Raw genomic sequence first — 15,260 nt, forward strand, 5'->3', positions numbered from 1 at the left:
AATAATAGAAGAGAATTATAGAAGCAGAGGAGGAACATAATTTATGTCTATCTATTCTTATCAAGCGGTAACTCCAGCAAATCAGGAAGTTCCACTCGACATGTATACAGGTAAAGTGGTGGTTATCGCCAACACAGCCAGCAAATGCGGACTTACCCCGCAGTATGGGGAACTGCAAAAGCTGTATGATCGATACAAAGACCAAGGGCTGGTTGTCCTAGCATTTCCATGCAATCAGTTTGGCGGGCAAGAACCGGGTTCGAGTGAAGAAGCTGAAGAATTTTGTCAACTCAACTATGGTGTCAATTTCCCCGTCTTTGCTAAAGTCGATGTAAATGGGGAGAACACACACCCAATCTTTCAATATCTGAAAGAACAAAAACCGGGTAGCGGAGAGAGCAGCGACATCCAGTGGAACTTTACGAAGTTTGTTATTGACCGAAACGGAGAAGTAGTGGAACGTTTTGAGCCAAAACAATCGCCAGAAGAGATGACTGCACTTATAGAAAAGTTGCTGTAGTTGGTGCAAACCCAATAAATGAGCAGTATATAAAAAAAGCAGCATGGTTAGCCCATGTTGCTTTTTTTGTCTGAGAAAATGATTTCTTTGATCTGAAACCGTTAGGGGATGGCCATTTTATTGATATTGTTTACCTATGACGATCATGATCTCTGCTTAAGAGGAGCCTGCTGCTTTATTGCTATTCCTCTCGGATTCGTAGACTTCACTTTCATCTGAAGGTTACCATTCCGAATGATCAGCCATGCGGCCACAAGCAGTGCCAAGCCATTGAGTATGAAAATCCAGCGGATCGGTAACCAGCTACCCAGTAAACCGCCAATAATGGGTCCGGCCATCGTTGCCAGCTGTGAAGCAGACTGGTTTAGACTAAACGCCCTTCCTCTGAAAGAGGAGTCTGTAGTTTCTACAATCAGTGCATTTATGGTTGGATAGACCGCTGCAAAAAACAATCCATAACCAAAGCGAAGAATACCAAAACCGATATAGTCACTGACAAAAAATTGAGCCATATTTCCGAGGCCACCGCCGATCAGCCCAATGATAAGCACTTTGGAGTAGCCAATCTTCCTCCCGATTTTCCCCCAGCGAGGAGCCATGATAATCGTAGCGATACCGACGGAGGAAAAGATAATACCTGAGGTCAAGGAAGCACTACTTTTATCGACGCCCATTTCCATGACATATACAGTAAGCAGCGGTTCTAGAATCATGACAGAGAACGTAGTTACTGCCATAATGCCGAGCAGCGCCATAAAAGGTTTATTAGCTGACGCTTGTTTAATATCGTCCCTTACTCTGGAGCGGGCAGCCGAACGATCGAAATTATGTTCCTTCACAAAAAAGGTAGCAATTAAAGCGGATACAAGTACGATGATAGCTGAAAATAAGAATGCGTTCCGGTTGCCGTAGTAGTGACTTACTACACCGCCAATGAGCGGTCCAATTATGCTGCCTGTTGCACCCGCAGTGGACATAATTCCGAGCGCATAACCGGTCTTTGCTTCGGGTGTATTCGTTGCTACTAGTGCAATCGAGGCAGGAACGAACCCTGCTAGAAGACCCTGAAAGATGCGTACAATAATAAATAGGTAAGGGTCATGTACAAAGTAACTCAACAAGTAAAGAAGAGAGAGGGCAAATCCAGAACGTATAAGCATAGGTTTACGCCCATACTTATCGGCGAGGGAACCCCAGAAAGGAGAAATAAGTGCACTGGCAAGGAAGGTAATACCAAAGGCGAAACCTGACCATAATTCCAGCCTGTTTTCTCCGACGCCGAGCTCTGTGTTCATAAAGATAGGTAAGAAGGGGATGGAGATGGAGTAAGCTGTGCTGCAAAAAAAGACTCCGATCCAGAGCACAGCGAGGTTCCGTTTCCAAGGAAAATCCATAGAGACACGTCCTTTCGCATGGCCGACCTGTCCGTTTGAATTTGCATAATTAAAATGCCGCAGGCCGCATGTGATCTTTAACTTAGCTCCTATTCTACTCCTAATATTTGTAAAGGCAATTCATCAGAAGCCCATTTGAAGGCCAGTCATTCCTTTCTAGAGAGGGATACAATACAGAGAATTCCTTTGTTATCAAGGCTTTTCAGGAAGTCATCTATTAGAGTGGGAAGTGCAGAAAATTATTTTGAGGAAATTAGGCAAAAGGACTTGAAATGTGAAAAATATCACATTATAATAAGGTTATAAACATTAGTGAATTTATTCACATTATAATTACAGCTTGAAGATAAAAGAAATGAAGGATTACAGATATAGAGAGAAGTTAGCTGAATATGGTGTAGACCCGGGAAGCAACGTTGCATGAAAGTTTGAGAGAAGCGAGGCTTTTACCAAGCCGCGAGTAAGTTATATTTATTGATTACATTATTGAAGCACGCATAGGATGGAAAGCTCTAGTCACTCCTGACAATAGTGGAGTTGAGAAGAACACGTATGTAACGGACCTTTTTTTACTCACATTAGTGAAAGTTTTCACAAATAAATCGGATATCATGTAGGAGGAATTTTATTATGAAAATCGCTGTTGTTGGATGTACTCATGCAGGTACTGCTGCTATTGTTAATACCGCCAAATTGTATCCAGATGCACAGATCACAGTATACGAGCGTAACGATAATATTTCTTTTCTATCTTGCGGAATTGCTCTGTATGTAGGGGGAGTCGTAAAAGACCCAGATGGATTGTTCTACTCTTCTCCAGAACAGCTGAAGGAGCTCGGAGTTGAAACAAAGATGCTGCATGAAGTTACGAATATTGATACCGAAGGACGTACGCTGAAGGCGCGCAATTTGAAGACGGGCGAAGAAGTGACGGACACCTATGACAAGCTAATTATGACAACAGGATCTTGGCCTATAATACCGAAGCTTGAGGGTATTGATCTGGATAATGTACTCCTATGCAAAAATTACAATCATTCAAATACCATTATTGAGAAAGCAAAAGATGCACATCATGTCACTGTAGTTGGAGCTGGATACATCGGTATTGAACTGGTAGAAGCGTTCCAAATGAATGGGAAGGAAGTTACTCTGATTGATGCGGAAGATCGTATTCTGAGCAAATATCTAGATGCAGAATTTACAGACCGAATTCAGCAATCGCTGACGGATAAAGGCATTGAGTTAGTACTGGGGGAGAAGGTTAGCCGCTTTGGAGGACAGGAAGGCAAAGTTACTTCTGTCGTCACTGACAAGGGTGAGTATAAAACGGATCTTGTTATTCTTTGTATCGGTTTCCGTCCAAACACCTCTCTTCTTGAAGGAAAAGTAGATATGATGCCGAATGGAGCTATCCTAGTCGATCGCTATATGCGCACAAGTAATCCTGATATTTTTGCGGCGGGAGACAGTGCTGCGATTTATTATAATCCGACTCGTCAGACCACATATATTCCGCTTGCGACGAATGCAGTACGTATGGGAATGCTTGTAGCACGAAACCTCGTGAACCCGACCCTTCCATACATGGGAACACAGGGTACATCAGGAATTAAAATTTACGAGCAAAATATCGCAGGGACCGGGCTGACTGAAGCTGCTGCAACTGCTGCCGGACTTGTGGTTGAAGCGGTGGCTATAGAAGATAGTTACCGTCCAGAGTTTATGCCCACAGCGGAGAAAGTGCTTATCAAAGTCATTTTCGAGAAAGAGTCGCGCAGGATTGTAGGTGCACAGCTGATGAGTGAAGCAGAGCTGACACAGTCAATCAACACGATTTCCGTATGTATTCAAAATGAGATGACAGTGGATCAGCTGGCCTTTATTGATTTTTTCTTCCAGCCCCATTATAACAAACCGTGGAATTTTCTGAATTCGGTAGGGCAAGCAGCACTTGCTCCTATACAAGTGAAAGAGTCTTTGTTAGTGTAACATTTTTACTTATATCTTATTTTTGATAAATCGTTCAGAACCGTTAGTGCATTTCTTCGCTGACGGTTTTTTTGTGTTTTAAAAAAGGAGAGTAAGGGAGAAAATAAGACTTTGTGATTTTTTTAACAAACTTGAAATGGAAGAAGTTTTACAATGGAAGTGCAAACATTACTTATTAGCGAAAGGAAGATATTCCGACTATGGCAGCATTAAAACCGGCACAAGTCGCTGAGTATACAGCGGAAACGGGTGAACATAAAGCGCATAATTCTACTTTAACGGTTCTTATTTTAGGATTTTTGGCGGGAGCCTACATTGCATTGGGATACTTATTATACATCCGTGTGACCGCTGCAGCTCCAGAAGCATGGGGCAGTATGACTGGATTTGTAGGAGCACTCGTCTTCCCGGTAGGACTTACCTTGGTTCTGGTTGCAGGAGGAGAACTGCTTACAGGCAATATGATGGCATTATCTCTTGCGCGAATTACACAAAAAATTACAACCAGAGAAGTATTCCGCAATTTAGGACTGGTTACCGTAGCAAACTTTGTGGGGGCTCTTTTCGTAGCTTACTTTTTTGGTCATGTGCTTGGTTTAACTGGCCAAGGAGTTTATCTTGATAAAGTGGTGGATCTCGCAGGACACAAAATAGAAGATCCTTTCCTGAATGCTTATATTTCCGGGATCGGTTGTAACTGGTTAGTTGCTCTTGCGGTCTGGCTCGCTTATGCAGCAGATTCGATGACTGCTAAGATCATTGGACTTTGGATTCCAACAACCGCGTTTGTCGCTTTGGGGTTCCAGCACGTTGTCGCTAACATGTTCCTTATTCCAGCAGCGATCTTTGAAGGTCATTATTCTTGGGGAGAATATCTGGCGAATTTTGTTCCCGTATGGCTTGGTAATCTGACGGGTGGAGCTGTTTTTGTAGCAGGAGCTTATTACGCTGCTTATCTCTACAAAACAACGGACAAAAAAGTTGCTGTACCTGCTGATGAGACAGCGGATAAGAATACAAACGCCAATTCAGCTCCGATACAATCGATTGCCAAGTAAATTTTTGATAGCAATAAATCCTGAAAAATAAAATTCGCCATGAATAGGTTCGGGGGAACGAAACCTGTACATGACGAATTTTCGGGAGTGGTCCATGATATGGCATGTGGAGGAGGTCTCTACCTGTCTCATAATGCCTTGCTCTTCATTACCCTCCCTTATATAAGGTGAAACAATAGAAAACAAAAATATTTATCAAGTTACACAAGTGGCTCTGCAAAGGTTCTACACCTCTGCCCAAACAGCTGCTTGTGTTTTTTTATGACCGTTACATAGAAGCTCGTAACCTAGCATTCGAAGCTGTCCTTTACGTACGCTCATTGCAGATTTATTATAGAAGGATATATCTTACATGAAATTGAAAAATGTAGAAAGAGTTTCTGATTTTATATATTGAATTGACTTCATAGGAGAACCTAACATGAGATGGCTTGATACATATCCAAAAGAAGTAAAAGTATTTCTAGTTGCTAGTCTAGTTAATGCAACAGGCAGTTCCCTTATGTGGCCGCTTACCACGATGTATGTATTTGATGAGCTCGGCCGAAGCATGACACAGGCAGGATTTGTGATTTTGATTCAATCTCTCGGTGGGATTGCTGGGCAGCTTCTTGGCGGCGCATTGTACCATCGAGTGGGAGTCAAAAAACTGATCGTAGGGGCTCTTTTATTTAATGCCCTCGGGTTATTCACTTTGCCTTGGATCAGTCAAACTTGGTGGCTATTTATTACCATGATGGGTCTGATCGGGCTATTTAATTCAATGTCGCTGCCGGCCATTCAAGCGTTTGTCGGATTTCGGTTTGCCGAACGGCGAGGAGAACTTTTTAACGTCATTTATGTTGCGCAAAATATCGGTGTTGCGCTAGGAACCGCACTCAGCGGATTTTTGGCTGACATTTCCTATCACTTGAGCTTTATTGCGAACGGGATCACTTCAGCAGGTTTTGGCGTGTATTTCTTTTCTTACCTCGGTAAGGTCGATCGTGAACAGGGGGAGGTTTATGTACCTAAGAAGCATGTGACTGGCGAGCAGAAAAAAGAAAGTACGTGGCAGTTGCTTCTTAATCTGCGGCTTTACCTGTTCCTCAGCTTGGGTACACTCTTCATTTTGCTGGGCAATTCGATCTGGAATACAGGGGTTTCGCCCTTTATCATATCGGAGGGGATGGAGAAAAAGGCTTATAGCCTGCTGTGGACTTTAAATGGGATCCTTATTTTTGTAGCTCAACCGGTGACTTCATTCCTGAAAAAAACAATCGCTTCCACGTCAACAGCCCAGATGACAGTCAGCGCAGTATTTTATACAGCAGGGTTTGCTGTCATTGCTCTATTCCAGCACTACCCGGGCATGATTCTAGCTATGATCCTCATTACACTAGGCGAGATGCTGATTTCCCCTGCTACGCCTGCTTTCATCTCAGATCATGCGGGGAAGGCAGCGCCATTTTATCTAGGTGTTTCAGGCGGGATTGGCGCTATAGGGCGAGTAGCGGGACCGTATGCAATGGGCGTGATGTTTGATGCCGGAGGTCTTGCTCCAGTTGCTTGGTTTGCTACGATTACTGCTGGTGTCGGTATCATCATGTTTGTCATCCATGCTCGTATCAATGCCTCTAGGGTGAAGGCATACGAGCTGGGAGAAGAACATATCTCCTTTTAGTTTTATCACGTTATACGAAATGAAGGAGTCCTCTCATCGGGACTCCTTTTTTGTGTTGTTATTGTAACCCGTCTTGAAATTCCGCATTGCGAATCTTTGCATCTTTTGCCCTACGCAGCATATTCCATTCCCCCTTCTTCCTTCCTAATTTCAGACGAATACACAAAACTAAGACGATTGATGTAACTTTTTTCACCCTACATAACAATAATTTATCCCTTATGCCATTTGTATTTTGCTGATTAAATACATGGTAACGGATTTGTAAATTCCCTGTAAAAAATGGATTTAAAGGGAAAAGTCCTATCTTGACGAAAGGGGTGAGGTCGCCACACCAGCCCAATCGAATTTTGTGCTCTTCATTACCAGCAACCACGATCGGTCTCGTCTTTTTCAGATGTTTCTATGAACAAAAATAAGAATGAAATATAGGAGGGGTTTCGCTTGCAACAAGCTTCTGTCTTCCGTCGTTCAATGATCACCGTATTGGTCATTCTTCTCATTCTTCCGTGGTTGGCAACAAGAGCAGACGCTGCCGCAACATGGCAGCCGAATACTGCATACAAGAAGGGAGATCAAGTTACTTATCAGAGCAAAAATTATGAATGTTTACAGCCTCATACGTCTTTAAATGGCTGGGAGCCGCCAAATGTTCCTGCGCTATGGAAATATACGGGGGATGCTTCAGGTGGAGGCGGTACGACACCGACTCCAGATACTACGGCACCTACAGTTCCGACTGGTTTGGCTTCATCTGGCATAACAGAAACGTCATTTCAGCTGGCATGGACTGCTTCTACGGATAACGTGGGTGTCACAGGATACGAAGTCTACCGAGACGGTACGCTTGCTACCACAGTTGCAACAAATTCAGCAGCTATTGTTGGCTTAACAGCCGGTACCACATACGCATTTACTGTGAAAGCAAAAGATGCTGCTGGCAATGTGTCTGCTGCAAGTAGCTCGCTTAGTGTAACAACCAAAACAGGAACAACGAATCCCAACCCCAATCCAACAGGCAGCAAATGGCTGATTGGATACTGGCATAACTTTGATAATGGATCTACCAATATTCGTTTGCGTAATGTAAACCCGGCCTACGACATCATCAATGTATCCTTTGCAGAACCGATTTCTCATGGAAGCGGTACCTTAGCCTTCACTCCTTACAACGCTTCTGTAGAGGAATTTAAATCTGATATTGCCTACCTGCAAAGCCAAGGGAAAAAGGTGCTTATCTCCATGGGCGGAGCGAATGGAACGATCGAACTAACGGATGCTACCAAAAAACAGCAGTTTGAAGATTCCCTTAAATCGATCATTAATACGTATGGCTTCAACGGTCTGGATATTGACCTCGAAGGCAGTTCGTTATCCCTGAATGCGGGGGATACTGATTTCCGCAATCCGACAACACCGAAAATCGTAAATTTAATTAACGGAGTGAAAGCTGTAAAAGCCACATTTGGTGCCAATTTCATGATTACAGCAGCACCTGAAACGGCTTATGTGCAAGGTGGTTATCTGAATTATGGCGGACCTTGGGGAGCTTATCTTCCTGTCATTCATGCCCTTCGTAACGATCTGAATTTATTACATGTGCAGCATTATAACAGCGGTTCCATGATCGGGCTTGATGGCCGTGCTTACTCCCAAGGGACTGCAGATTTCCATGTAGCTATGGCTGAAATGCTGCTTCAAGGATTCAATGTAGGCGGCAGCTCCGGTCCATTCTTTAGTCCGCTTCGTCCAGATCAAATTGCTATTGGTGTACCGGCTACCCAGCAAGCTGCAGGCGGAGGCTACACGGCACCAGCTGAATTGCAAAAAGCAATGAACTATCTAATTAAGGGTGTTTCTTATGGTGGATCATATACGCTTCGTCAACCTGCCGGTTACCCTGGTCTAAAAGGAATTATGACTTGGTCAATTAACTGGGATGCCTTTGCAAACAATCAGTTTTCGAGTGCACATCGTTCGTTTTTGAATTCCTTTAGTGCTCAGCAGGCAAGTGCAAAGGAGGCAGTGAGATAAATGAAAGCTTCTATTAACGTGCGCAAGGCGAGTGCGAAGGGCGCTAAGTTTATTCTTGGTTTAACGATGCTCTTATCTGTGATTGTTCCTTCTTTGGTTGCTGGTCCCAGCTCCGCTTCTGCAGCAGACAGTTATAAGATTGTGGGTTATTATCCGTCATGGGCTGCCTATGGAAGAGCGTATAACGTATCCGACATTGATGCTACCAAGCTGACGCATATTAACTACGCTTTTGCGGATATCTGCTGGAACGGTAAACACGGAAACCCTGATCCTACAGGACCGAATCCGGTAACTTGGTCTTGTCAGGACGAGAACAGCCAAACGATTAACGTACCGAACGGAACGATCGTTCTCGGCGATCCATGGATTGATACCGGCAAACGATATGCAGGTGATACGTGGGATCAGCCCTATGCAGGGAATATCAATCAGCTGAACAAATTGAAAAAGATTAATTCGAACCTCAAAACGATCATCTCTGTAGGTGGATGGACTTGGTCTAATCGTTTTTCCGATGTTGCTGCTACACAAGCTACAAGAGAAACGTTCGCTAACTCGGCTGTCGATTTCCTTCGCAAATATAACTTTGACGGGGTCGATCTAGACTGGGAGTACCCAGTATCGGGTGGTCTTAATGGCAACAGCAAACGTCCTGAGGATAAACAAAACTATACACTGTTGTTACGAGAAATTCGTACTAAACTGGATGCGGCAGAGAAAGTCGACGGAAAAGAATATCTGGTTACTATTGCAAGCGGTGCATCTGCTACTTATGCCGCGAATACTGAACTTGGAAAAATAGCTGAAATTGTAGACTGGATTAACATTATGACGTACGACTTTAACGGGGCATGGCAAAAGATCAGTGCACATAATGCGCCACTTTATTACGACCCTGCAGCTACAGCAGCAGGTGTACCACAAGCGGACTCTTTCTATGTAGATTCAGGTGCACAAGGTCATTTGAATGCGGGTGTACCAGCAAGCAAACTTGTACTGGGTGTTCCGTTCTATGGACGTGGATGGGACGGCTGTGCCGCAGCAAATAATGGTCAATATCAACAATGTGCGGGTGGGGCTACGGTAGGTACATGGGAAGCCGGATCTTTTGACTTCTATGACCTAGAAGCAAATTACATCAACAAAAATGGCTACACCCGTTACTGGAATGATACAGCGAAGGTGCCTTTCCTTTATAACGCATCCAACAAACGTTTCATTTCTTATGACGATGTTGAATCTATTGGATACAAAACATCTTATATTAAGAATAAAAACCTAGGTGGAGCTATGTTCTGGGAACTGAGTGGAGATCGTAACAAGACACTTCTGAACAAACTTAAAACAGATCTATCCGGTAATCCAACAACACCGCCGGTAGATACAATCGCACCAACAGCGCCTGCGGGTCTTGCTTCCTCTGCTCAAACGATAAACAGCGTTACGCTAGGCTGGACTGCATCTACCGATAATGTAGGTGTAACGGGATATAATGTGTATAACGGGACGACGTTGGCCGCTACGGTAACGGGTACAACAGCAACGGTAAGCGGACTCACAGCGAATACTTCCTACACATTTACAGTAAAAGCAAGAGATGCAGCAGGTAACCTGTCTGCAGCAAGTAATGCGGTAACGGTGAAAACAGCAGCGGCGCCGGTAGCGGACACGCAGGCACCAACCGTGCCTGTAAATCTTGCTTCCACTGGTCAAACGACAAACAGTGTTACACTGGGCTGGACTGCGTCTACGGATAATGTAGGTGTCACAGGATACGATGTGTACAATGGAACTACGCTGGCTGCTACGGTAACAGGTACAACAGCAACGGTAAGTGGACTCACAGCGAATACTTCGTATACATTTACAGTAAAAGCAAAAGATGCAGCAGGTAATGTATCTGCGGCAAGTAATGCGGTAACCGTAAAAACAGCGGCGGCACCGGTAGCGGACACGCAGGCACCAACCGTGCCTGTAAATCTTGCTTCCTCTGCTCAAACAGAAACCAGTATTACACTGGGCTGGACTGCGTCTACCGATAATGTAGGTGTCACAGGATACGATGTGTATAATGGAACTACGCTGGCTGCTACGGTAACGGGTACAACAGCAACGGTAAGTGGACTCACAGCGAACACTTCCTACACATTTACAGTAAAAGCTAAAGATGCAGCAGGCAATATGTCTGCTGCAAGTAATGCGATAACCGTCAAAACTTCTGCTACTCCGAATCCTGGTGTTTCGGAGTGGAAGGTAAACACGGCATATACCGTAGGTCAGCTTGTGACCTATAATGGAAAAACGTATAAAGCTATTCAACCACATACTTCCCTAGCAGGATGGGAACCGGCCAATGTACCTGCTCTATGGCAAGTGCAGTAATAACGAAGGTTGTATTGGAATTGCTCAAGTCAGAAGAGGATTGTATATGAACCATTAAATAAGCTCTCCCCATGGGAGGGTTTATTTTCTTTTGTCCTAAAGGGTCATATTTCATCTTGTTTTGTCATGTTATGTATGGCATATGGTAGAATAGGAAAAATACAAAATACACGTATAGAAAAGAAAGGGAGATCGCAGATGATAGTAACCAGACAAGCTCTGACGGTGCGCAAATCGGTGCTTCAGGACGCAGCGCAGCTGATGGAACTGGATGCTCTTGTATGGGACGAGCATAATGCACCTGCACCCGTTCTATGGACATCAACAGAACAATATTTGCTGTCATCCCCACCGGGAAATCAGCTGATTGCACTTGATCATACAAACCTGTGTGGATATATCGGATTTAAGTCGCCTACGCCTCTACACAGCAACAATCATGTACTTGAGATTCATATCGCGGTACATCCAGCTTATCAAAAGCAGGGCGTTGGGACATCACTCATGGACTCGATGATCAAATATGCGAGGAGTCAAGGGATTCGCAAACTGCGTTTGCGTGTATTATCCAGCAACCTGTCTGCACTGGCTTTTTATAAGAAGTGCGGGTTTGTGGAAGAAGGAAGGTTGCAATCGGAGTTTTACATTTCAGGACAATTTGTCGATGACATATTAATGCGATACATGTTGTAGTCAGCATCCAAAAGAGGCTAACCTGTAATACTTAGGTCAGCCTCTTTTTCAATTCGTATGGGTATCATTTTCGGTTATTGTACTGTTAGGATAGAGCTTCTCGTTAGGTCATATTATTTCTGAGAAAAGGGGCGAGCATCTAACTGCTCTGCTTGTCTGAACGATCGGATTTACTTTTACTTGTCTGCTGCTGGGTCGTAACTACACTTTGCTGGCGTCCAGCTCCACTTCTGGTGTCAATCGTTGATTGTTGTGATTTCTCTGAGCCTGTGGCCAATTGACCGCTGCTTGCATAAGGACTGGTGCTGACAGCCATCCCAATGGTTAACATCATGGCAAGTGAGCTTGACATGACCCAATTCGATACTTTGTCATTCATGTTTCATACCTTCCCTTCCTGATTCGGCGGCTTCTTAAAGATAACCGATCTTACTGAGGGGGATATGAAGGAAACCTTAAGTCTAGATTAAATCTAGGTTGTATATAAAAAAGGCACTCTGCATCACCTATTTGGTTAGCAAAATGCCCGTTTTTTTAATATGTAAATAACGTAATTTGTATCTATCGAAGCAGTTTCCACTCGCTTTGGAGCATACCGTATACGGCATGATTTACATAACCGAGCGGTAGTTTTTCAGCCTGACGAACAATGCCTTCAAGGACAAATCCGAGTCTTTCCGGAATTCCACGGCTGCGATGGTTGCCTGTAGCACAGCGGATCTCAACCCGGTTCAAATCAAGATCCATAAGGGCATAATCGACCAGAGCGCGGCAAGCGGTGCTCATGATTCCCTGTCCCTCATGACCTTTACCAAGCCAATATCCGATACCAACTGTACGATTATGCCAGTCAATTTCATGGAATCCGATGACGCCGGCAAGCTCATCTTTCACCCAAATTCCTGCTGTAAAGCCGCCATTGTCAGCCGCTTGGCGGATTGCATTTTTGATGAACTGAACAGAGTGTGTCTCTTCCGTTACATTATCCACCCAAGGCAGCCATTCCCGAAGCCGCTCACGAGATTTATCCGTTAAGCTAAATAGAGCTCCTGTATGTTCCATGGAAAGGGGTTTTAATTCGATGTCATCATCGAGCTTGTAAGCAAACATAATCAAACCTTCCTTCTAAATAGAATCATAGAATTAAAAAGTAAGAACATATATGAATAAAACCTGATTATGGAAGATGAATCAACGAGACAACTTGATGTTTTTCTCCAGAGCATAGATATCCTCTTCAAGGGAGACCATACGCTGATTAACCATAACACGACAGTCACCTAAAGCCTGATTGTAAACATAAGGGGAGAGCTCTGTCATAAAAAAATCGAGAACTCCGTCCGCAGCCAGATCGCCGATTGTTTCTCCGCGCTCCGTTTCAAAATACGCCTGAATCAGTCTAATCATCTGATCCTTTTGTTCTTTGGGCAGCTTCATTGGTTTCATAACTAATACTCCTTTAACACCTCATTTTCCTTCATGCTACCTTATATTGGACCTGTCGTCAAAAGGCTTAGGACGCTGTGACCGTACCTATTTAATGAGATCAAAAGCACATCGATTTGCACACTTTCGCATACGTAAGGTTAGCCGCACAATATAAATGGGAATGATGGAAAGAGAGAGATTATTGATGTACACAGACTTGTAAAAAAGAGTAGCATGACAGCCGGACACCTTTACTCACTTAACCCTAAATCATTGCTCAATATCGCCTGAAAAGGTATATTAATAGAAAGTGTTTTTTGACCAAACGATATTATTACGTAAAGAAAGGTTGATCATCATGGAGAAGCCGTTAACACCCTCCAATTTCATAAAAAATGTGATCTCTGAAGATCTCCGTACAGGAAAAGTAAAAAAAGTGGTGACCCGGTTTCCTCCGGAGCCCAATGGTTACCTTCATATTGGACATGCCAAAGCAATTTGGATTAACTTCGCACTGGCCGAAGAATTTGGTGGTACGACCAATCTTCGTTTTGATGATACGAATCCGGCTAAGGAAGATATGGAATATGTTAATTCCATCCGTGAGGATGTAAAATGGCTCGGCTATGAATGGAATGAGAATCCGTTCGCATCGGACTATTTTGAAGAAATGTACAACCGGGCAGTCATCCTTATCAAAAAAGGACTTGCTTATGTGGATGATTCCAGTCCGGATCAAATTCGCGAAATGCGCGGTACCTTGAAAGAACCGGGTACTAACAGCCCATATCGCGATCGCAGCGTGGAAGAGAACCTGGATCTGTTCACTCGTATGCGTAACGGGGAGTTCAAAGATGGAGAGCGTGTACTCCGCGCCAAAATCAACATGGCATCGCCGAATATTAACCTTCGTGATCCGATCATTTACCGTATCGCACATCTGTCTCACCACAACACAGGTGATAAGTGGTGCATCTACCCGATGTATACGTTCGCTCACCCTGTGGAAGATGCGATTGAGGGTATTACCCATTCCCTTTGCTCCCTGGAGTTTGAGGACCAACGTCCTTTTTATGACTGGGTTATTGAGCATTGCGAACTCGATGCTGAGCCGCACCAATATGAATTTGGACGTTTGAATCTTGCTCAAACGGTAACAAGTAAACGGAAACTAAAGCTCCTTGTAGACGAGAATCATGTAGATGGTTGGGACGATCCGCGGATGCCGACAATCTCTGGTCTTCGTCGTCGCGGTTATACGCCAGAAGCGCTTCGTGAGTTTGTCTATGAGACAGGTATTTCGAAGAGCCAAGGGCTGGTTGATCTGCAAATGCTGGAGCATTTTATCAGAGAAGATCTGAAGCTGAAGGCGCCGCGTACGATGGCTGTACTTGATCCGATCAAAGTGGTAATTACCAACTATCCAGAAGGTCAAGTCGAAATGCTGGAAGCAGAGAACAATCAAGAGAACGAGGAAATGGGTAAACGCGAGATTCCTTTCTCCCGTGAAATCTATATTGAGCGTGAAGATTTTATGGAGAATCCGCCAAGCAAATACTTCCGATTGTTCCCTGGGAACGAAGTTCGCTTGAAACATGCTTATTTTATCAAATGTAACGATGTCATTAAGGACGAAGAGGGTAACATTGTGGAGATCCACTGTACCTATGATCCAGAGACGAAGAGTGGTTCCGGCTTTACTGGCCGTAAAGTGAAGGGAACGATTCACTGGGTGGAAGCAAGCCAAGCCATTCCTGCTGAATTCCGTTTGTTTGAACCACTTATTAATAAAGAAGAACCGGAAAGCGACAATGAGCTTGAAGAAGACAAGGAAGCTTCGGAACCTGTAGAGAAATCCTTCCTTGATGAACTGAATCCGAACTCGCTCACGATCATTCACGGCTTTGTAGAGCCGAACATGAAGGATGCTCAACCTCAAGACAAGTTCCAATTTTTCCGTCATGGATACTTTAATGTGGATCCTAAGTATTCGAAACCAGGCAAACCGGTATTTAATCGGGTCGTATCACTGAAGAGTTCTTTCCATTTGCCAAAAGCGTAAGAAAATAGATGTTTTTCCCCCTGCTCAGTTA

At 44.0% G+C, this 15,260-nt stretch carries 13 protein-coding genes; 8 read left to right on the forward strand and 5 right to left on the reverse strand.

Annotated features, from left to right (window positions below):
* Positions 1–43: 43 nt before the first annotated feature.
* Positions 44–520, forward strand: coding sequence for a glutathione peroxidase (locus KFT32_RS11710; RefSeq protein WP_211747386.1), 477 nt, complete (start codon positions 44–46; stop codon positions 518–520).
* A gap of 143 nt (positions 521–663) precedes the next feature.
* On the opposite strand, the gene KFT32_RS11715 is transcribed toward KFT32_RS11710, so the two are convergent.
* Positions 664–1,914, reverse strand: coding sequence for an MFS transporter (locus KFT32_RS11715; protein WP_211747387.1), 1,251 nt, complete (start codon positions 1,912–1,914; stop codon positions 664–666).
* A 630-nt stretch (positions 1,915–2,544) separates the two neighbouring features.
* On the opposite strand from KFT32_RS11715, the gene KFT32_RS11720 reads away from it, so the two are divergent.
* The 3 genes from KFT32_RS11720 (at position 2,545) to KFT32_RS11730 (ending at position 6,627) form a co-directional block, all read left to right on the forward strand.
* Positions 2,545–3,906 (forward strand): FAD-dependent oxidoreductase, encoded by a 1,362-nt coding sequence (locus KFT32_RS11720; protein ID WP_211747388.1) that lies wholly within the window; start codon positions 2,545–2,547, stop codon positions 3,904–3,906.
* 200 nt (positions 3,907–4,106) lie between these two features.
* Positions 4,107–4,964, forward strand: a complete 858-nt coding sequence (locus tag KFT32_RS11725) for a formate/nitrite transporter family protein (protein ID WP_211747389.1) — start codon at positions 4,107–4,109, stop codon at positions 4,962–4,964.
* Between the two features lie 421 nt (positions 4,965–5,385).
* A complete protein-coding gene (locus tag KFT32_RS11730; protein ID WP_211747390.1) occupies positions 5,386–6,627 on the forward strand; it encodes an MFS transporter in 1,242 nt (413 codons plus the stop codon).
* Positions 6,628–6,685: 58 nt separating this feature from the next.
* On the opposite strand, the gene KFT32_RS11735 is transcribed toward KFT32_RS11730, so the two are convergent.
* Positions 6,686–7,003 carry a hypothetical protein gene (locus KFT32_RS11735; protein WP_211747391.1) on the reverse strand — a complete coding sequence of 106 codons (318 nt, stop codon included), beginning with the start codon at positions 7,001–7,003 and terminating at the stop codon, positions 6,686–6,688.
* Positions 7,004–7,101: 98 nt separating this feature from the next.
* Here KFT32_RS11735 and KFT32_RS11740 point away from each other — a divergent pair, with 98 nt between their 5' ends.
* From KFT32_RS11740 to KFT32_RS11750, 3 genes are all read left to right on the forward strand, one after another.
* Positions 7,102–8,661 (forward strand): chitinase, encoded by a 1,560-nt coding sequence (locus KFT32_RS11740; RefSeq protein WP_211747456.1) that lies wholly within the window; start codon positions 7,102–7,104, stop codon positions 8,659–8,661.
* Positions 8,662–11,046 carry a glycosyl hydrolase family 18 protein gene (locus KFT32_RS11745; RefSeq protein ID WP_211747392.1) on the forward strand — a complete coding sequence of 795 codons (2,385 nt, stop codon included), beginning with the start codon at positions 8,662–8,664 and terminating at the stop codon, positions 11,044–11,046. It abuts the gene before it with no gap.
* A gap of 201 nt (positions 11,047–11,247) precedes the next feature.
* Positions 11,248–11,739 (forward strand): GNAT family N-acetyltransferase, encoded by a 492-nt coding sequence (locus tag KFT32_RS11750; protein WP_211747457.1) that lies wholly within the window; start codon positions 11,248–11,250, stop codon positions 11,737–11,739.
* A gap of 139 nt (positions 11,740–11,878) precedes the next feature.
* Here KFT32_RS11750 and KFT32_RS11755 read toward each other — a convergent pair whose 3' ends face one another.
* From KFT32_RS11755 to KFT32_RS11765, 3 genes are all read right to left on the reverse strand, one after another.
* A complete protein-coding gene (locus KFT32_RS11755; RefSeq protein WP_211747393.1) occupies positions 11,879–12,118 on the reverse strand; it encodes a hypothetical protein in 240 nt (79 codons plus the stop codon).
* 182 nt (positions 12,119–12,300) lie between these two features.
* Positions 12,301–12,849: a GNAT family N-acetyltransferase gene (locus KFT32_RS11760; RefSeq protein ID WP_211747394.1), complete on the reverse strand. Its 549-nt coding sequence runs from the start codon at positions 12,847–12,849 to the stop codon at positions 12,301–12,303.
* Between the two features lie 81 nt (positions 12,850–12,930).
* Positions 12,931–13,185 carry a DUF2164 domain-containing protein gene (locus tag KFT32_RS11765; RefSeq protein ID WP_211747395.1) on the reverse strand — a complete coding sequence of 85 codons (255 nt, stop codon included), beginning with the start codon at positions 13,183–13,185 and terminating at the stop codon, positions 12,931–12,933.
* A 340-nt stretch (positions 13,186–13,525) separates the two neighbouring features.
* Here KFT32_RS11765 and KFT32_RS11770 point away from each other — a divergent pair, with 340 nt between their 5' ends.
* A complete protein-coding gene (locus tag KFT32_RS11770; RefSeq protein WP_211747396.1) occupies positions 13,526–15,229 on the forward strand; it encodes a glutamine--tRNA ligase/YqeY domain fusion protein in 1,704 nt (567 codons plus the stop codon).
* Positions 15,230–15,260: the final 31 nt, after the last annotated feature.

Origin of the sequence: Paenibacillus sp. Marseille-Q4541, assembly GCF_018310695.1 — a bacterium.
GTDB lineage: Bacteria > Bacillota > Bacilli > Paenibacillales > Paenibacillaceae > Paenibacillus.